Annotated in this window: 14 protein-coding genes; 4 read left to right on the top strand and 10 right to left on the bottom strand. The window is 54.5% G+C overall.

Going from position 1 to position 19,292, the window contains the following annotated elements:
- Nucleotides 1-230 precede the first annotated feature (230 nt).
- The 5 genes from BQ5383_RS10180 to asnA all read right to left on the bottom strand — a co-directional run bounded on the left by BQ5383_RS10180 (nt 231) and on the right by asnA (nt 7,029).
- Entirely contained in the window at nt 231-1,496 is a 1,266-nt protein-coding gene (locus BQ5383_RS10180; RefSeq protein ID WP_071431697.1) for an SLC13 family permease, read from the bottom strand.
- A 21-nt stretch (nt 1,497-1,517) separates the two neighbouring features.
- Nucleotides 1,518-2,384: an MBL fold metallo-hydrolase gene (locus tag BQ5383_RS10175; protein WP_083389919.1), complete on the bottom strand. Its 867-nt coding sequence runs from the start codon at nt 2,382-2,384 to the stop codon at nt 1,518-1,520.
- 360 nt (nt 2,385-2,744) lie between these two features.
- Nucleotides 2,745-3,665, bottom strand: coding sequence for a LysR family transcriptional regulator (locus BQ5383_RS10170; protein ID WP_071431695.1), 921 nt, complete (start codon nt 3,663-3,665; stop codon nt 2,745-2,747).
- A 107-nt stretch (nt 3,666-3,772) separates the two neighbouring features.
- Entirely contained in the window at nt 3,773-5,854 is a 2,082-nt protein-coding gene (locus tag BQ5383_RS10165) for a glutamine synthetase III family protein (protein WP_071431693.1), read from the bottom strand.
- 149 nt (nt 5,855-6,003) lie between these two features.
- Nucleotides 6,004-7,029, bottom strand: coding sequence for an aspartate--ammonia ligase (asnA, locus tag BQ5383_RS10160; protein WP_071431691.1), 1,026 nt, complete (start codon nt 7,027-7,029; stop codon nt 6,004-6,006).
- Between the two features lie 298 nt (nt 7,030-7,327).
- Between asnA and BQ5383_RS10155 the strand changes: the two genes are divergently transcribed.
- Complete coding sequence (locus tag BQ5383_RS10155; protein ID WP_071431689.1) at nt 7,328-7,846, top strand: Chromate resistance protein ChrB; 519 nt, start codon at nt 7,328-7,330, stop codon at nt 7,844-7,846.
- A gap of 429 nt (nt 7,847-8,275) precedes the next feature.
- Here the strand turns inward: BQ5383_RS10155 and BQ5383_RS10145 are convergent, their stop codons facing one another.
- From BQ5383_RS10145 to BQ5383_RS10135, 3 genes are read right to left on the bottom strand one after another with little or no spacing between them, the layout of a single operon-like run.
- Nucleotides 8,276-9,148 (bottom strand): hypothetical protein, encoded by an 873-nt coding sequence (locus tag BQ5383_RS10145; protein WP_071431685.1) that lies wholly within the window; start codon nt 9,146-9,148, stop codon nt 8,276-8,278.
- Nucleotides 9,141-9,554: a hypothetical protein gene (locus BQ5383_RS10140; protein WP_071431683.1), complete on the bottom strand. Its 414-nt coding sequence runs from the start codon at nt 9,552-9,554 to the stop codon at nt 9,141-9,143. The genes BQ5383_RS10145 and BQ5383_RS10140 overlap by 8 nt, the downstream gene beginning before the upstream one ends.
- Nucleotides 9,555-9,603: 49 nt before the next feature.
- A complete protein-coding gene (locus tag BQ5383_RS10135) occupies nt 9,604-9,843 on the bottom strand; it encodes a hypothetical protein (RefSeq protein WP_139193401.1) in 240 nt (79 codons plus the stop codon).
- 202 nt (nt 9,844-10,045) lie between these two features.
- Between BQ5383_RS10135 and BQ5383_RS10130 the strand changes: the two genes are divergently transcribed.
- The 3 genes from BQ5383_RS10130 (at nt 10,046) to BQ5383_RS10120 (ending at nt 14,533) form a co-directional block, all read left to right on the top strand.
- Nucleotides 10,046-10,522 carry a YfcE family phosphodiesterase gene (locus BQ5383_RS10130; RefSeq protein ID WP_071431680.1) on the top strand — a complete coding sequence of 159 codons (477 nt, stop codon included), beginning with the start codon at nt 10,046-10,048 and terminating at the stop codon, nt 10,520-10,522.
- Nucleotides 10,523-10,795: 273 nt separating this feature from the next.
- Entirely contained in the window at nt 10,796-12,769 is a 1,974-nt protein-coding gene (locus tag BQ5383_RS10125; RefSeq protein WP_071431678.1) for a methyl-accepting chemotaxis protein, read from the top strand.
- A gap of 426 nt (nt 12,770-13,195) precedes the next feature.
- Nucleotides 13,196-14,533 (top strand): MATE family efflux transporter, encoded by a 1,338-nt coding sequence (locus BQ5383_RS10120; protein ID WP_071431676.1) that lies wholly within the window; start codon nt 13,196-13,198, stop codon nt 14,531-14,533.
- A gap of 594 nt (nt 14,534-15,127) precedes the next feature.
- Here the strand turns inward: BQ5383_RS10120 and BQ5383_RS10115 are convergent.
- Both BQ5383_RS10115 and BQ5383_RS10105 read right to left on the bottom strand, forming a co-directional pair.
- The gene (locus BQ5383_RS10115) at nt 15,128-16,471 is read right to left on the bottom strand and encodes a uracil-xanthine permease family protein (RefSeq protein ID WP_071431675.1); all 1,344 of its coding nucleotides are present in this window, start codon (nt 16,469-16,471) and stop codon (nt 15,128-15,130) included.
- Nucleotides 16,472-17,248: 777 nt separating this feature from the next.
- Nucleotides 17,249-19,006, bottom strand: a complete 1,758-nt coding sequence (locus BQ5383_RS10105; RefSeq protein ID WP_071431671.1) for an Rqc2 family fibronectin-binding protein — start codon at nt 19,004-19,006, stop codon at nt 17,249-17,251.
- Nucleotides 19,007-19,292: the final 286 nt, after the last annotated feature.

The raw sequence follows: 19,292 nt of genomic DNA, 5'->3' as shown, positions 1-19,292 counted from the left end.
TATGATGCAAAATTTTTATTGGGAAATCAGGGGCGCTGCTATGGTAAAAAAGTTCATTCAACAGCAGAAATCTGTTTGAAGGGAAAAGTAAAATCCAAAATCATAAAAATCAGGCATATGTCCCTCTGAGTGTGCCGGAGTTTTTCGACACGCGCAAATCCCCGGACCGCAACGGTCCGGGGATTTCCATGTTTGTCCCAGAGATTGTATGAGAAGAACGAAATAAGCTTTTACAGCCAGGCCAGAGGAATAAAGACCAGGGCTACGATAATATTGGGAATCAGCTGGGTGAAAACACCCCAGATAAATACTTCCTTGGGGGTATACTTGCCGCCTTCCATGGCGAAAGCCATGGTAGGTGTGGCAATGGGGGTGAGCATGGCGATCAGAGAACCGCCCAAAGCGGCAGCCACAAAGGCATAAGGCTCAATACCCATGGCGGAAGCCAGAGAAATACCAATGGGAGCCATCAGGCTGGCGGCGGCGTTGTTGGACATAAACTGGGTGATCAGTCCGGTGACCAGATAGATGATCATAACGACCAGGATGGGAGAAGCATCGGCGCCCACCATATTCATGATTCCACCAGCGATCACCTGGCCCAGGCCGCTGGCTTCCACACCCTTGGCCACCGCGGTCATACCGCCGATCATAAAGATGGTGTTCCAGCTGATGCTGGCGAACATCTGCTTCTGGTTGAGACATCCGGTAATAACGCTGGCGCAGGCGCCCAGGGCGGCGCACATATACATGGGCAGCACGGGGGAATCGATCACCATACCGATGATGGTCAGCACCAGGATGGTGGCGGAAACCCACATTTTTCCGCCAAACTTGTCGGGAATATTCTGTGCCTTTTCCGCTTGGGCCGCGTCAGGAAGCACCATGCGGTCCGGCAGCAGCTTCTGTCCAAAGAAATAAATGATCAGCGTACCGGCAATGGCGCTGGGCAAACCGATCCACGCAGGCTCAAAGAAGCTCCAGCCCCGGAAGCCCGCTTCCTCCAGGATGGCGCTGGTAGCGCCGCACATACCGCTTCCGGCCACAGTCATCAGGCTGCCCATGCCGATACCGGCGAACATGGGGAACATGATGCGGGACATGGAGATTTTGGAGGCGATACAAATGCTGCAGATGATGGGATAAAGGATCATCATGGAGGCGGAGCCGCTGCACACCGAGGACATGATCCAGCCGGAAAGCACAGCAATGAGCATCAGGTTCCGCTCTCCTTTTCCGGTCATACCCACCAGCTTGTTGCCCAGCCATCCGGCAAAGCCGGTGTGCATCATGCCGCCGCCGATGATCATCATGCCGATCATCAGCACACAGGTGGAGGCTGCGTAATACTGAAACACTTCCTTCACCGGCAAAATACCGGAAACACCCATGACGATGGTACCCAGGATAGCCACCACACTGTTGGGAAAACGGGGGCTGAAAAACAGATATACGATCACCACCAAAATAATGGCGGCCATAACAGTTTGCGTCATATCATTTCCTCCTCAAAACGATCAGTTGCCGTTTTCCATAAACTGCCGGAACTGCTCCGACATGGTATCGCAGAAGCGCTGCCACTCCTGGGGATCGATAAAGGGATTGACCGAGGGGTCCTCCAGCATCCGGCGGCGTTTATCCAGGGTTTCGTTCTGCCGGGGATGGTTGCCCAGGACAATGTCTACCTGACGGTCCCGGACCTTGGCCAGGGACTGCAGGAACTGCTCCCGTGCTTCCAGGGGCCGTCCATCGGCTTTGAGCGCCTCTTTATACAGGGTGTTGAAGCCGGCTCCGCCAAAGTAGCCCACATTCCATCGTTTGTCTCCATCCTGCGCCTGGAAGAAAAAGCTCATGACGCCGGGGGAATGTCCCGGTGTATGGACACACTCCACTGTGGTGTTGCCCAGGGTGAAGCGCTCCCCATCCCGGAGTGTCTTGTCCGGGGTGAAGATGGGAGAATGCTTGCCTTCGCTGGCCTCCATATACACCCACTCGGGACGTTCTTTCATCACCCGTGCTCCTTCTTCGCTGATGAGCAGCTGGGTACCGAACAGCTGGCGGAATTCGCAGGCGCTGCCGATGTGGTCGAAATGCTCATGGGAATGGATGATGCACTTGACATCCTTTGGATTGAAGCCCAGCTCCCAGATGGCCTGAATCATCAGGTGGGTGGTGCAGGGAAAACCGCTGTCAAACACCAGCAGACCGTCGCCTGTGTCCACCAAATGGGAACAAACCTTTTGGTCTCCGATGTAATACAGATTCCCCACAATACGGAAGGGGTGGCAGTAATATTTTGCCGGATAGGCGTAAAAATCCAGGTTCTTGGTTTGCTGAAGCTTCTGGATTTGCTCATAATTGGCTCGGTACTTTTCCAGATCCATATGCTCTCTCCTTTGCCTTGCTCCTCTTCCCGGCCGGGTTTCAGAGGAGCTTGCCGGCGGCCCCCGCGTTGGGCTGCCCGTTTCTCTTTGTTATAAGCATAACACTGTCGAAATCATAAATCAAATTCATAATATTCATTGTTACATAGCATTTTGCAATCAAAATCTCTTTTTCTACAAAGAAAACTTGTCTCCTCTTGTCAATCTGCTGAAAAAGTGCCCTGCTTCCCGCATCACAAAAAAGCGGCGGCAGATAAACTGCCGCCGCCCGGTCTGTGAAAACTGTTGTGAAAATAACAGAGTTGATGAATTACCAAAATCACCCTTCGCCCTGAAAATACCGGCCAAATGGCAGCGGTCTCAGTCCTCAGGCAAGTGATAGCATTCCTTCAGCAGTGCCATCAGCCGCCGCTGGGCCTCATTATAATAGGCTCCCTGCCGGGTGATGACCGAAACTTCCTGTTTGGGCGCATCCTTTCGCCCCAGGGAAAGATACCTCAGGGCCCGTCCGCTGCGGTAAGGCACTGAGACAAACATGGAAATGCCAATCCCCACTTCCACTGCGTCCATGACAGAACGGAGATCCTGCATTTCCATGACCACATGAGGGGTGATTCCCAGTTCCCGGAAGTAATCCATGGCCAGGTGATAGGAGTGAGAAATAGAGGAAGGAAGAATAAACTCCTGCTCTTTCCAATGCTCCGCCCCGATGACCGGAAAACGGAATCCAGGCTGCCGCTGCGCCTTCTGCACCAAAGGGCTGGAGGCAGGCACCACCAGCACCATTTCATCTTCCCCAATGGGGTTGGCCGCCAGTGTGGGAAAGTCCTGGTCATAGTTTGCCAGCGCCATATCCAATTCATTATTCTGCATCATTTTCAGCAGACGCTCCGTATGGCTGATGGTGAGCATCAGCCGCACCCCGGGATACTCTTCATGGAACCGGGGGGCCACTTGGCGGGCAATATAGCTGGCACGGCCCGCGGTGGCTCCCAGGCGGATGTTGCCGCTGCGCATCGCCGCCAGGTCCGACAGCTCCTGCTGCAGCTGATGCTCCAGCTGGAGGATGCTTTTTGCCCGGGCCACATAGACCTCCCCCGCCGGAGTAAGCACAAACCTTTTGCCCACCCGATGAAACAACGGCTGTCCCGCTTCCCGCTCCACCCGCTGCAAGAACTTGGTCAGGGTAGGCTGGGAAAGGTACAGGGCCTCCGCCGCCTTGGAGATGCTGCCGTACCGGGCGATCTCTGTGATATATTCAAAATCCCGCACATTGGCCATAAAGGTTCTCCTTTTTTCCACAGGCTGATGCTTTCTGTCTTTTCCCCGCCTGCCGGATATACGTCAAGCGGCCCGACAAAGCGCCGGGCCGCCGTAATACTGTTTGTTTATACCCGATGAAGCAGATCGGTGTAGGTGGGAATGGGCCAATACTTGGCGTCGGTGATCCGCTCTCCATGGTCGCAGCTCTCCCGCAGCCGGTCCATGGCGGGACGAATCTGATCCCGGATATATTCCGCCTTCTCCCGAACATCCGCCGGCTCTTCCTCCAGCTGCTGCTTGAGCTGATCCAGCCCTTCGGCCATCTCGTCCAGGGTCCGGGAAAGATCCTCCAGATGCCGCTCCAGATAACGCTGGCTCCGGCCCGCCGCCTGGGAATAATCCCGGCTGGCGGCAGCGATGACCCCTGTGTACTCCGCCACGGCAGGCAGCAGCTGACGCTCCGCCATCTCCACCATGGTGGCCGCCTCGATGGACACCACTTTGTTATAGGTTTCCAGCATGATCTCATACCGGGCCAGACATTCCGCCCGGGACAGCACACCGAACCGCTCAAACAGCAGGATGCTTCGCTCCTGGGTGAGGGCTTCAAAAGCCTCCACCGCCGAATTGATCACCGGCAGTCCCCGGCGGCGTGCCTCCTCTTCCCAGGCTTTCTCGTAGTTGTTGCCGTTAAAGACGATGCGGCCATGGCTGCGGAGGGTCTCCGCCACCACCTCGGCGACGGTCTGGGCGGAAAATCCCGCCTGCTCAAAATAGTTGCTGAAAGCCCGGAAGCTGTCTGCCATAATGGTATTGAGGACCGTGTTGGCCAGGGCGATGGACTGACTGGAGCCCACCATGCGGAACTCAAACTTATTGCCGGTAAAGGCCAGGGGGGAAGTTCTGTTGCGGTCGGAATCATCCTTTGCCAGCTCCGGCAGCGTGGCTACGCCAATACGGAGGATCTCCGCCTCCTCACCCCGGGTGCTGCTGCTGCCCATGGCCACATCCTTGAGCATCCCCAGCATACTGTCACCCAGGAACATGGAGATGATGGCGGGGGGAGCCTCACTTCCTCCCAGACGGCGGTCATTGCCGGCGGTGGCGGCGGACATACGCAGAAGATGGGGATAGGAATCCACTGCCCGGATAAAGGCGCACAGGCACACCAGGAAGGTGAGGTTCTCCTTGGGCAGCTTGCCGGGAGAGAAAAGGTTCACGCCGGTGTCGGTGGTGAGGGAATAGTTGTTGTGCTTGCCGGAACCATTGACCCCGGCAAAGGGCTTCTCATGGAGCAGGCAGGCCAAGCCCTGTTCCTTGGCCACGGTGCGCAGCGTTTCCATAATCAGCTGGTTATTGTCACAGGCGATGTTGCATCCGGCATAAAGGGGAGCCAGCTCATGCTGGGCCGGAGCCGCCTCATTGTGCTTGGTCTTGGAGGGCACCCCCAATTCCCACAGGCGGCGGTCCACCTCCTCCATATATTTGCTGATGCGCAGCCGGATGCGTCCCAGATAATGGTCATCCAGCTCCTGCCCCTTGGGGGGCTTGGCGCCAAAAAGGGTGGTGCCGCACAGCTTCAGGTCCAGCCGCTGCTCATACCGCTGCCGGTCCACCAAAAAGTATTCCTGCTCCGCTCCGGCGGAAGGCTCCACCCGGGTGACATCGGACATCCCCATCAGGCGGCAAAGGCGGGTAGCTTCCCGGTTGACCGCTTCCATGGAACGAAGAAGGGGTGTTTTGGCGTCCAGGGCTTCTCCCGTATAGGAGCAAAAAGCGGTGGGAATGTACAGCGTGGTACCCTTGACAAAGGCCGGAGAGGTGGGGTCCCAGGCGGTATAGCCCCGGGCTTCAAAGGTGGCCCGCAGGCCGCCGGAGGGGAAGGAGGAAGCGTCCGGCTCTCCCATAATCAGGGATTTGGCGGAAAATTCCGTCACCGCCCCGCCCTCTCCGTCAGGGGAGAGAAAGGCGTCGAACTTACCCGCGGTGATGCCGGTCATGGGCTGGAACCAATGGGTGAAATGGGTAGCACCCTGTTCCATGGCCCAGTTTTTCATTGCCTCGGCCACCACCGGGGCGATCGCCGGGTCCAGCCGGCCGCCGGGATGGGCGCTGTTCTCCAGGCTTTGGAACACATCGGCAGGCAGGCGCTCCGCCATTACCCGCTTGTTGAATACCTTGGACCCATACAGTTCGGTCAATTCCATCGTTTTCCTCCATTCTTCCGCTCTTTCCCGTCAAAAGGGCGGCCCACACACAACATTTGATTTCTCTGGCCAAGCTGCTTCTGAGCAGCTTTGGTATACCGCAAATTTAAACTTTTTGTATTTTTCCAAAATTTATTTCATTTTGTATTTTACAGCAGATGAACACCATGGGCTGCACAGTGGCGAATCATTTCCTCCGGCCAGACTGAAGCCTGCACCTCACCGATATGCACCTTCTCCAGCAGCACCATACAGATCCGTGACTGGCCGATACCGCCGCCCATGGTCAAAGGCAGCCGGTCCTCCAGCAGCATCCGGTGGAAGGTGAGTTTTTTCCGCTCCTCAGCACCCCGGATGGCCAGCTGCCGCTCCAGTGCCTCCCGGTCCACCCGGATGCCCATGGAGCTCAGCTCCACCGCCCGCTCCAAAGGCGGGTACCACAGCAAAATATCTCCGTTGAGGCTCCAGTCATCATAGTCGGGAGCCCGGCCGTCATGGGGCTTGCCGCTGTGGAGCGCTCCGCCGATCTCCATGAGAAACACCGCCCCATGTTCCAGCGCGATGGCGTCCTCCCGCTCCTTGGGGGTCTTTTCGGGCCACCGATCCTCCAGCTCCTGTGTGGTGACGAAGTGGAGCTTCCGGGGCAGGTACCGGGAAATGGCCGGAAAGGCGTCGCAAACCTTGGCCTGGGTGTCCAGAAACACCTGCCAGATCTTCTCCACCGTTTGCCGAAGGGTCTCCTTGTTCCGCTGCTGGGGGGTGATGACCTTCTCCCAGTCCCACTGGTCCACATACACTGAATGGAGATTGTCCAGATCTTCATCCCGGCGGATGGCGTTCATATCGGTATACAGTCCGGTGCCGGGGGCAAAACCGTAAGCCGCCAGAGCCATCCGTTTCCATTTTGCCAGGGACTGCACAATCTGCACATCCGCTTTCAGATCCAGGATATCAAACTGTACCGGCCGCTCCACTCCGTTGAGGTCATCATTCAGTCCCGTTTCAGGACGGACGAACAGCGGAGCGGAAACACGGGTCAGCTCCAGCGCCTGAGCCAGCTTCTGCTCAAAGGTATCCTTGGTCAGTTTGATGGCCCGCTCTGTTTCCAGAAGATCCAGCTTGGACAGATAGGTTTCCGGAATCAGCAGGCCCTTTCCCTCATGGAGTATTTTCATCCCCTCGACCACCTTTTATCTGGTAAAAATTATTGTTCTATTGTACCACCGAAGGGCTGTTTTTTCAACTCGAAACTGCCGCCGGCGCCTTATTATCTCCCTCCAAAATGCTGTGCATGGGTATTTTTTTCCTACCCGTTGCGCCCTTGACCGGAACCTGTTACAATAAGAAAGAACCATTCTTCCGGGGATTTTTTCACTGCCCCAGGCAGAATCATCCCCGGTCTGTCATCACGGCGGCGCCTTGTCCCCAAATAAAAAGTCCGCCCACGGCTCCCTACCAGAAAGGAGAGGGTACATGTCTCGCTACAGCTGGCTGTCCGTAAGCTATAACGTCCCCATCCAGCCCTCCAAGAACAGAGTGTATATCTGGCGCAAGCTCAAGGAAATGGGCGCCGAGTATCTCAAGCACGGGGTAGCGGTGCTGCCCAATACCCACCGGAACTTGCAGAATATCCGCACCCTGGCGGCCAAAATCAAGGCCATGGGGGGCGAAAGCTGCCTGACAGAGCTGCGCTTTCTGGACGAGGAGGATGAGCTCCAGCTGATTGCCGCCTTCAAACGGCAAAGCTCCGATGAATTCCGGGAGCTGCTGCTGGACATCGCCCGGTTCTATGAAGGGGTCAGCGTAGGGGACCCCCGGAAAGAGCAGCTGGCCATCCGCCGCCGGTATGCCAAGGCCCGGGAACGGGACTTTTTCGGCGCGGAGGAGGAGCTGGACCTGGAGGGGGGCATCAGCGAACTGATCGCCGATGTCAAGCAGGGCTCCCGGGATCTCACCCGATGGCTGCGTCAGTTCCTGCCGGAATCCAAATAAAAATATCAGCACAAAATCTGAGCCTTCTTCCTGTTGCGGAGAAGGCTTTTTTACTGGGATAAAAAAGGGGCCGCGGCAATGGCATCCAAGGGAACCCATCCTTTGAAGCGGCCCGGTCCCGGCGGGAAAGTATCTGTCTGGGATTTTACAATACCTTTTGATCGCCCTGAAAATGAGGGCTGCGGTGGTTTGAGCTCCTGCCGCTTCCAAAGGAAATCCGCCTTTGAGGATAGAGGATCGTTTACAGCGGTTCTTTATAAAGTTTTCCACTATGGAGGAAAGGAGGAGTTGTTCCGCTTTGCGGCGGGAGCAGCTGCAAAGGAAAGCTCCGGTTCACCCCTAAATGGATGAGCTTCCCCTTTCCATCTCCCTTGGATTTTCCACAAAAACAGATTCCCACGCCTTGATATTTGTATAATTACAAATATTTTATCCTAACAGTATATAAACCAGCGCCAAAATCAGCTTTCGGTCCGCTTGTTTTTGATACAGCAGCAGCAATACCGCCGCAATCAGCAGCGCTTCCTGATCCATCTGATGAAACATTTTGCTGATGGACCCCAGCAGCCCCTCCCCTTCCCCACTTTGGAAAGAGGCGGCATTTTTTCCACCATGGGGACGGTCCGCTGTGGAAAGATGTCTTTGCTGTCGGCTCTCCGCCGGAGAATATGGCCCAGAGGTACCGGAGCCATTTTGGCCTTCTCTCCTCCCCTGTCCCCTGTCTTCTTTTGGAGGATAAAAGGGCTCCCGCTCCCCTGACATACCCTCCTGTTTCTCTTCCCACCTATGGGGCTGATCTGATGCCCCAGAGACGTTTTGCTCCAAACTCTTTTGTCTTTGCTGCTGTGAGGCTCCCCACATCTGGCTTTCCCGTTCTTGTGTCTGGGGACCAGAGGCCCGGCGAAAAGCGTTTTCCTCATCATTCTCAAAAGAATCAGCGCCGGGCTTTTCCCGCTGCGTCTGGCTGAGTGGTGCGGCGACTTCCCCTCCGTGTTTTTTCTGAGAATGAAAACCAAAAGTATCATCTCTTTGGTCTGGAGATGACGGCGCCGCTTTTGGGGGGATGGATGGTTCCTCAGCATGGGGAGGTTCCATGTTTGCCCCATGGGCAGACGTTTCTCCAGGCGCCCCGGCATACGCTGAAGCCTGGGCACCATAGTTGTCCCCAGGGGACTGGAACCGGGGAGAAGGCTCTTCCCTCTCTGGGGTGCGTCTGCTGTAGTATCGTCTCGCCTCTTCCGCCGCCTGACTGGTTAAACGCAGAAATAAGGCCTCATCCTCGGCGGTCCATTTCTCAGCCATTTTCTTCCCCTCCCAGCAGACCGGACAGCAGGCCGCTTTGCTGCAAAACCGGCAGCAGTTCCATCAATTTCATCATCCGGATGGCGTTGTCTACCTTTTTCCGGCGCGGCTCTTCAAAAAAGGGACGCAGCGCCTCCAGCAGCGCCACATTGGGATCGGGCCGTCGGACAGCGGAAAGGGCCCGGGTCAGCTCCAGCATCATCCCCGGGTCCCCAAAACTGTTTTGCTGCTGTCCGCTGGGAGAACAGTTTCCATTTTCACCACCTGCTCCTCCCAGCATTCCCAACAGACTGCTCAGGTCGGGGCCGCCATCTCCCCCTGACAAAGAGGCCATCAGCTGGCGCACCTGTTCCATACCTTCCTCACTGCCCAGCAGCTGCGCTACCCGCTCCCCCAAATCCTCCATGACCGCTTCCCCCCTGTCCCGGCCCCCGGTGCATGGGGGTGTGACCGCTTTATTTTTGCTGCTTTTTCAAACTTTTCAGCAGTGCCTGGGCCTGAGGCGACCGCAGAAGTGATTGAATCGCTTGAGGATCGCCCATAATCTGTTGCAGACGCTCCATTCCAGGGCCGCCGGGAACGCCCCCCTGCCGCAGTTTCGCTTCCAGGGTCTGGGGGTCGGTACCCAGCTTTTCCGCTGCCATGCGCAGCAGATGTTCCATCTGTCCGGATTCCAGATTGTTTTTTTGTTGCAAGAATCTCACCGCCACTTCCATTTTTACCATATTTATGATACATTATTTCTATATATGACCACCGTACGGCCGCCATGCTTCATTCTATGCCCTGCCTCCTTTCCCCGTGCCGGGAACACCCTGACCATGAGGGGCATAGAATGATATTGTCCGCTTTAACAGCACCGCCTGGCGGCCCTTTCAGGGAGACAAGGAGTTAATCATGCGCGTTATTGTGATGTCCGACAGTCATGGCAGCTTCGACCGCGTCAAGCGGATCGTCGATTCCACCAAGGATACCGCCGATATGTATATCCATCTGGGAGACGGCCTGGAGGAATTTGAGGATGTTCATCTGCTTTATCCTCAGCTGCATTTTGTAGCTGTCAAGGGCAATAACGATTGGGGCAGCATGGAGAAAAAAACCAAACAGCTGGTCTGTGGGGGCAAGAGGGTCCTGATCACCCATGGAGATCTGTACCGGGTGAAATTCGGCACTGACGATTTCGAGCGTTCGGCCCGGGAGGAGCACGTGGATATCGCTCTGTATGGTCATACCCACTGCGCCTGCGTTGAATATTTGGACGGCTTATATCTGATCAATCCCGGCAGTGTACTGGATGGTCATGTGACGCCTTGCAGCTATTTGTGCCTGGATATAACCGCTTCCGGTGTTGTTCCGGTAATTCGGGAGCTTTGATCTTCCATCGACCTTTTCAGAACACCTGTATTTTCGCACCTCCGTCTTAAATGGACGGAGGTGTTTTTTTGCGTAAAACTGTGTCCCTCTGGGATGATTCTTTCCTTTTTCCAGGTCCCATACAGCCTCCGGAACTGCTTGTGTTTTTTCCTGAGAAATACAATAGTCATATTTTGTTAACTTTTCAGAGGAAAACCATTATTTTCTGCGCGTATCAGCCGATTACCAATAGTAGGTATTGATTCAGATTAAATTTTCTTTTGGAGGGATACCATGAAAAGTATTCAAAGGAAGCTGGTAACCAACACTCTGGTATTGGTGTTGTGTGCTGCTCTTCTGTGCGGAGGAGTAGGTATTTTTACCAACTACACCAATTCCAACCAGCTTCTGGAACAGGAACTGACCATTACTGCCCAAACCGTGGCACAGCGGGTTGCCTATGAACTGACCTCATATAAAAATGTTGTAGAGGGCTTGGGTATGCTGCCGGGACTGAGCGACAGTGAAACCCCCATCGAAAAAAAGAAGCAGATCATTGATCAATGGGCTTCCACCTACGGCATGGTCCGGGGCAATCTGCTGGACGCTTCCGGCGTCAGCCTTTTTGACGGCAACAGCTATGCCGACCGGGAGTATTTCCAGAGTGCCATTCAGGGTGAGGTGTCCATTTCCACACCTACCATCAGTAAAATCACCGGTGAACTGTCTATCATGGTAGCTGCGCCCATCTGGCAGGACGGCATCATCAACAGCACTGTGGTGGGCGTGGTATATTTTGTGCCGCCTGAGAAATTCCTCAACGACATTATGGCTACCATCCATACCAGTGAGCACAGCGGCACTTATATGATCGACAAGAACGGAACCACCATTGCCGACACCACCATTGAAACTGTGGCTGTCCAGAATATTGAGCAGATGGCCGAAAGCGACAGCTCCCTTCAGGCTTTGGCAGATATCCATGCCAAGATGCGGGCCGGTGAAAGCGGCCAGGGAAGATATAAAATGGACGGCATTGACAAATGTATCGGTTACGCTCCCATTCCCGGCACCGACGGCTGGAGCCTCGGCGTCACCTCTTATACCAGTGATTTCCTTGCCTCCACTTATTTGAGCATCGTCATTATGCTGGTGCTGCTGGCAGTGATCATTGTCCTGGCTGTGTTTATTTCTGTTCATCAGGCCCGGGGCATCAGCGTGCCTGTTCGCGCCTGTGCAGAGCGCCTGAATTTGCTGGCCCAGGGTGATCTGTCCAGCGAAACTCCTCAGTTCAACCGCGATGATGAAATCGGCGTGCTGGCAAACTCCACCTGCCAGATTGTGTCCTCCCTCAATGCGCTCTTTGACGATATCGGATATTTGCTGGGCGAAATGGCTCAGGGCAATCTGAATGTTCGCTCCCGCAATTACGAGATTTATCAGAAAGATATCGCCGTTGTATTGGAGTCTCTGCGCCATATCAGCCGCAGCCTGAGCAACACGCTGCGTCAGATTGAAGACGCTGCCGGTCAAGTATCCTCCGGTGCCGAAAATGTGTCCTCCGGCGCACAGGCCCTGGCACAGGGAGCCACCGAACAGGCCAGTGCGGTGGAACAGCTTTCCGCTACCACTGATGAGATCAATTCCAGAGCCCAAAACAATCGTGAGGCCGCTCAGTCTGCCAAGGATAAGGCAAATGCTGCCGGTGAGCAAATCACCTTGAGCAATGAGAAAATGAAAAAGCTCCAGTCTGCCATGTCTGATATTCTGCTGGGACATGAGGAAATTGGAGAAATCATCAGTACCATTGAGAATATCGCGTTCCAGACCAACATTCTCGCCCTGAATGCCGCTGTAGAAGCCGCGCGGGCCGGTGCTGCCGGCAAGGGCTTCGCTGTAGTGGCGGACGAGGTACGCAGCCTGGCCACCAAATCCGACCAGGCAGCCAAGCACACAAAGGAGCTCATCCAGCGGTCTGCTGAAAATGTGGAGAAGGGCAGCGCACTGACCACAGAAGTAAGCGCGGCTTTGGATGAAACTACTGCTTTGGCAAGCGATGCTGTCACACTTATCGAGACCGTTGTGGATAATATTTTGGAAGAAGCAGATTCCATCGCGCAGATCACCCAAGGTGTCGATCAAATTTCCAGCGTCGTACAAACCAACTCTGCCACTGCTGAGGAAAGTGCTGCTGCCAGCGAGGAGTTGTCCAGCCAGTCTCAGGTCATGAAAGACCAGGTAGATCGCTTTGTATTGCATGAGGATTGATCTGCCCCACCAAACCTGATGTAAAACCTCTGACATTTGTAAAGCCCATCCGTTCTGCATTTGAAACGGATGGGCTTTTGCTCAATCCTCAAAGCCTCTTATGAGCTGGAATGCAAAATGGAAATGGGGCGTTGAGGGACGCTTGCCCACCGGGATCCATCACAGCTTGTTTACCACATACATTTTCTTCTCCGCCCTTTCATTGACATTTTCTTTTTAGGTATTTATAATCATTTTTTAGACTGATTATGATACTTTTCACCATTCCAAAAGAAGCCATACCAGCCAAACCTTTGATGGCTGCCGGAATGGCGGCTCATTTTTTTGTGTTTGTGGAAAGCACCGCCTCAGAGAATCAGGAGTATCCCTGAAGCAATTCTCCCATGGATATCAGCCTGACTTTTTTCATCTTGGAGGAACAGGGATATGGAAAATGATTATCTGATTCAAAAAAAGCCCTTCAACGCGCTGGTCCTGTTTTCACTGCCCATTATTGTGGGAAACCTTTTTCAGCAGACCTACACCATGGCCGACTCCGCCATTGTGGGGCGCTTTGTCAGTGAACAGGCTCTTGCTGCTGTAGGAGCCTCCTATTCTTTGACCAACATCTTTATCTGTGTGGCTATCGGCGGAGGCATTGGTTCCTCGGTGGTGGTCAGCCGGTATTTCGGCGCCCATCACTATAAAAAGATGTGTACCGCGATTTTTACCGCCCTCATCGCATTTCTGGCCATCAGCATTCTGCTGGGAGGTGTGGGACTGCTCCTCAGTGAGCAGATCATGACAGCGCTCAATACCCCCGCGGACGTGCTGGATATGGCCATTGATTATCTGAACATCTATTTCCTGGGTCTGCCCTTCCTCTTTATGTATAATGTGCTTTCGGCCATGTTCAATGCTTTGGGCAAATCCAAGATCCCTTTGTATTTTCTTATTTTCTCTTCCCTGTTCAATATCGCTCTGGACTGGATTCTGGTCACTCAGTTCCAAATGGGGGTCACCGGTGTGGCCTGGGCTACGCTTATCGCCCAGAGTATCTCGGCGGTGCTGTCCTTCGGTGTGCTGCTCAGGCTGCTGTCAAGTATCAGCCGGGAAAATGACGGGATCTTTTCCTTCCGGGAGATTCCCGCCATGGTCAAGATCGCTCTCCCCTCCATCCTCCAGCAATCCACCGTTTCCATCGGTATGATGCTGGTGCAGTCGGTGGTCAACAGCTTCGGCTCCGAGGCTCTGGCAGGTTATTCCGCCGGCATCCGTATTCAGTCCCTTGTGATCGTCCCCTTCACCAGCCTGGGCAACGCTGTCTCCTCCTATACCGCTCAGAACATCGGCGCACAGAAAGAGCACCGGGTGACGGAGGGCTATAAAGTAGCCAATCTGCTGGTTCTTTTCTGTTCTGTCATCATCTGTGTGGTGTTGGAGCTGTTCAACCGGCAGATCATCTCTCTGTTTTTGGGAGAAAACGGTACTGCCGTGGCTATGTCCACCGGATGCGATTATCTGGCCTTTACAGGATTCTTTTTCTGCCTCATGGGCTTCAAATGCGCTGTGGACGGCGTCCTCAGGGGCTCCGGAGATGTAAAAATGTTTACTCTGGCCAACCTGGTCAACCTCTTTATCCGGGTTTCCTTCGCTGTGGTCTTTGCCCCTATATATGGTATTGCCATGGTCTGGTATGCGGTACCCCTGGGCTGGCTTGTCAACTGGATTATCTCTTTCCTGGAGTATCGCACCGGCAAGTGGAAAAGAATCTGCTTGCAATGATTTCCGGGACCTTTGAGCGTATCGAAAAAGTTCAGCACACACAGAGGGACATACGCCTGATTTTTATTGTGATTTTGAATTTTATTTGTCCTTTGAAACAGGGTTTTCTGCAGTCTGAAAGGAGCGTCGGGATAATGTCCTGACGCTCCTTTATTCTGCCCAAACGGGGTCTGTAACCCTTGAGGAAAAAGCCGTTGAGCCGCCTTTCCCGGATCTGCTGAAAGTATGGCTTTTCCCTGTTTATGGGTCTATCCTGTTTTTATGTCCGGGAAGGAATCTCCCTTTGGGTCACAAGCTTTTGACAGCATAAAACCGGCCGGAATTATCTTCCGGCCGGTGAGCGTGTCGAAAAGGTTCGACACGCTTCCAGGGGGTATCCCATACCCCCTGGATACGCCGCCTGGTTCCTAACGAAACCAGCGGCGATACCCCCGGTTTCGCGCCCACCGGGGCGCGGGTCGTGGTATAAAAATCAGGCACATGTCCTGATTTTTATGATTTTTAATTTTGTTTTCCCTTTAAAATAGGTTTTTCTACAGTCTGACCGGCCGGAATTATCTTCCGGCCGGCCATTTATGTCTGAGATTTTACTTTTTACAGCTGGAGATTGGCGGAGGTGTCTCCTTCCAGATCCTTGCCGAACTGATAATCGTTGCCGGGAAGAACCGCGTTGAGGAAGATACCCAGGATAGCAGCAATGGCCAGACCGGACAGGCTGACGGTGAGGGATTCGCTGCTGTAGAGGACCAGGCCGCCCACACTGTTGAAGCCCAGGGCGGAAACCAGAATCACAGCGGCAATGATCAGGTTGCGGCTCTTGGTGAAGTCCACCTGATTTTCCACCACGTTGCGCACGCCTACAGCGGAGATCATACCGTAGAGGATGAGGGAAATACCGCCGATGATGGCAGAAGGAATGGTATTGACAATGGCATCAAACTTGGGGAAGAAGGAGAGCAGGATGGCAACCACCGCGGCAATGCGGATAACTCTGGGGTCATAGACCTTGGTAAGCGCCAGCACGCCGGTATTTTCGCCATAGGTGGTGTTGGCAGGACCGCCGAACAAACCGGCCAGAGAGGTGGCCAGACCGTCTCCCAGAAGGGTGCGGCAGAGGCCGGGGTCAGCAATGTAGTTCTTACCCACGGTGGCGCTGATAGCGGCCATATCACCGATATGCTCCATCATGGCAGCCAGAGCGATGGGCATGATGGTGAGGATGGAACCCACATCAAACTTGGCAAAGGCGGAGGGATTGAGAGCCACACCGAAGGCATCCGCCTGGGCCACCAGACTGAAGTCCACTTTATTGGTCAGTACCGCAACCCCGTAGGAAACAGCCACACCAATGAGGATGGGGAGGATCTTTACCATACCCTTACCCCAGATATTACATACCACAATACAGCCCAGGGCGATAATGGCCAGCAGCCAGTCGGAACTGGCGTTGGTAACAGCGGAGGGAGCAAGAATCAGTCCAATGGAGATGATGATGGGGCCGGTGACAATGGGGGGGAAGAATCTCATGACCCGATTGACGCCGAAAACACCGATCAGCAGCGCCACGATGACATAAACCAGACCCGCAGCCACCACGCCGCCGCAGGCATAAGGCAGCCGCTCCACATTGGCGATGGTCAGCTCACCATTGGCGTCTGCCAGCTTGGGAGCCACCAGGGCGAATCCACCCAAAAAGGCGAAGGAGGAACCCAGGAAGGCGGGAACCTTCCCCTTGGTGATCAGGTGGAACAGCAGGGTACCTACGCCGGCCATCAGCAGGGTGGTGGAAACATTCAGTCCGGTGATCAGCGGCACCAGCACAGTAGCGCCGAACATGGCGAAAACGTGCTGGAAGCCCAGGATCATCATTTTGGGCACACCCAGCACCCGGGCATCATAAATGCCTTCCTCTCCAACTTGGATTTTTTCGTTGCTCATTGATTTAGACCTCCTCTATCTTTTGGGGACCGCCGGCAGGCCAAAAAAAGAGGCACCGGTTTTTCAAAAGAAAAAACCAATGCCTCTGTATTTCAACTGAAAAAAGAAAACGGGGAAAGAAAAAACGGCTCCGCCAACAACAGCTGGTTTTCTTTCATCTGCTTAAGCATTGCGGCGGCCCCCTTTCTTTTTACACCTGTCAGCACTTTTCAAACCGAAATTATAGCAAAAATCCCACAGGTTGTAAAGCCTGTTTTCACACTTTATTCATAAAATTATAATACTAAAAGTAATTAAGTTATATTTTTATGCTTAAAGTATTTGAAATGATGTTTCTTTGCCGCTGCAACAGGCAGAAAAACTCTGTCCCAAACATTGACCCAAAAGCGGAAAGCAGCAGATGGTCCTGACCTGGCGCAAGCTTCCCTGTGCGCCTGACCAATGCCGCAGCAGCCACCCGGGCACACTATGTGGAGCCCCCTGTAAGCATCTTTGCCCCAGGAACTCCAAGTGGCGGATATCATCCAAACTCAGGCAAAGCAAACAGCATCTTCCCGGCCTGTTCCCTGCAAAACCAAAAGAAAACCAGCAAAACACAGGCAAGCAGATTTTCTCTGCCAGCCAGACCACCCGTGCCGCCACAGCGGGGTTCCAAAAAGGACGCAGCTCCTTCCGGTGTCTTTCCGCTCAAGCCGCCGGTCAATTTCCCTTTCCTCTGCAGGTGCATCCCTCCCCTGGAAAGAAGGAACAGGGGTTCCCCTTCCCGCTTTACAGGCTTTATTTCTCCCGCAGCGCTTCGGCCCGCTTCAGGTCCGGGTCCACAATGGCAGTCTGATAAGGATCATAAATCACCATTCCCGGACGGGCGCCCCGGGGCTTGCGCACATTCTTGATATAGGTGTAATCCACCGGTACCTTGGCGCTTTCTCTGGCACTGGAATTGCAGGCAGCGATGACTGCCGCCTCCTCAATGGTGCGCTGGGGAATCTCCCGGACGCCGTCGGTGATGATGATGGTATGGGAGCCGGGAATCTTCTGGGTATGGAGCCACAGATCATAATTGGAGGCTTCCCGCAGAGTCAGCTGGTCGTTCTGGAGATTGTTTCTGCCGGAGAGGATCAAAAAGCCGTCAGAGGAACGATACCGCCGGGGCGCCAACTTCACCGGCTTCCGGCTTGTCTGGCTTTGAAGGCGCAGATATCCCTGACTTACCGCTTCTTCCCGGATACCCTGAAGCTCCGCCTCGGTTTCCGCCCGGGCCAGCTCCCCCAATACCGTTTCAATGTAAGCCAATTCCTGGGTCCCCTTTTCAATCAGCTCACGCAACTTGGCGTCAGCGGTGGCCTCCTTGCGGTACTCATTATAATATCGCTGGGCATTCTTGGCGGGGGCGAGCATGGGGTCCAGGGGGATGTCAATTTCCTCCTGATCCGGGCTGTAAAAGTTGACCGTATGGAGAACTGTCTGCCCTTTATACATAGAGTATAGGTTGGCTGAGATAATATCTCCCCATTGCTTCTTGATTTCACGGTCCTGGGACTGCTCCAGCTCCTGCTGCTGCGCTGCCAGCTTCCGCACCAGACGGTCCCGGACATTTGCCAGCAGCTTGTGGAGGTCGGCGCTTTTCTGCCGCATCCGCTCGGCCAGATCCCGGGCCCCATAAAATTCATCCAGTACAGCGCTGAAACTGTCCATCTTTTGGATGGTATACCCCTGACCATACTGGGACAGCTCCAGAAAAGCGAACTCCACCGGTTTGTCCCGGCTGTCCCGGACCATCACCGGCGTACCGCCTCCCGGCTCCAGAGCGGTTTTCACCATCCCCAGATAAAACACCAGCCGCCGCTGCTGTTCTTCCGTGAGATTGGCTATCGTCTGCTCCCCCTGGGGACAGACAAAATGGGCGATCTCCCGGCAAAGGGTGGGGGAAAATCCTTGGATCTGCTCCAGGATTCCCTTGGACAGAGGAATATCCCGCCCTGACAATATCTGGTCTCCCATCTGCTGGGCTGTGGCGGTGAGGGGATTGAGCTTATCCTGCATGGGAGGCAAACGGTAGGTAATGCCCGGCAGGATCTGCCGCACTTCTGAGGTGACAAAATCCACCCGCTTGGCGGCGTCCAGAATTTTTCCTGAGGCATCAGTCAGGATGATATTGCTGTGCCGGCCCATAATTTCGCAAACCAGCCGCAGTTCCACCCGGTCCCCCAGCTCGTTGACACACTCAAACACCAAAGTAAGAATACGGTCCATTCCCTCCTGCTCAGTTCGCAGCAGCTTTCCGCTTCCCAGATGCTTTCGCAGCAGCATACAAAACATGGGCGCGGCTTTGGGGTTTTCAATGGAGTTTTTGGTAAAATGCAGCTTGGCCGCGGCCGCCGAAGCGGACAGCAGCAGCTTGTGATTGCCGCCGTTTCCCCGAAGAACGATGATGATGGTTTCCCGGTCCGGCTGGCTGATCTTGTCCACCCGGCTTCCCGCCAGGGCGTCGATCTCCTGTTTGATTTTATGCAGAAAGGCTCCGTCAAATGCCATTTTATTCTCCTTATCATTGCTCCGGGGCGGTTTGATCTGAAAAGTTTTCCACGCAATCTTCCCCGCAGTGTGGAAAGTGGGCGGATTTTACCGGCGAATCAGAGCCGGCGGGACAGAAGCCGCTCCAGGAAAAAGGGATTCCAGCGGCAGCAAACCGCACCCAACCCCCCGTTCTCTTGAAATCCCGTCCCCAGACACAACCGCCCTGCTGGTGCCGGAAAAGATCTGCTCCCTTGCCGGCTGAAATCTTCGCCCTTCAATGGGAGGGAGAGGGAAAGCTCCTCAC

This window comes from Angelakisella massiliensis, from assembly GCF_900104675.1.
GTDB classification, from domain to species: Bacteria; Bacillota; Clostridia; order Oscillospirales; family Ruminococcaceae; genus Angelakisella; species Angelakisella massiliensis.
The sequence above is the reverse complement of the archived record's forward strand: the minus strand, read 5'-3'. Positions and strand labels throughout refer to the sequence as shown.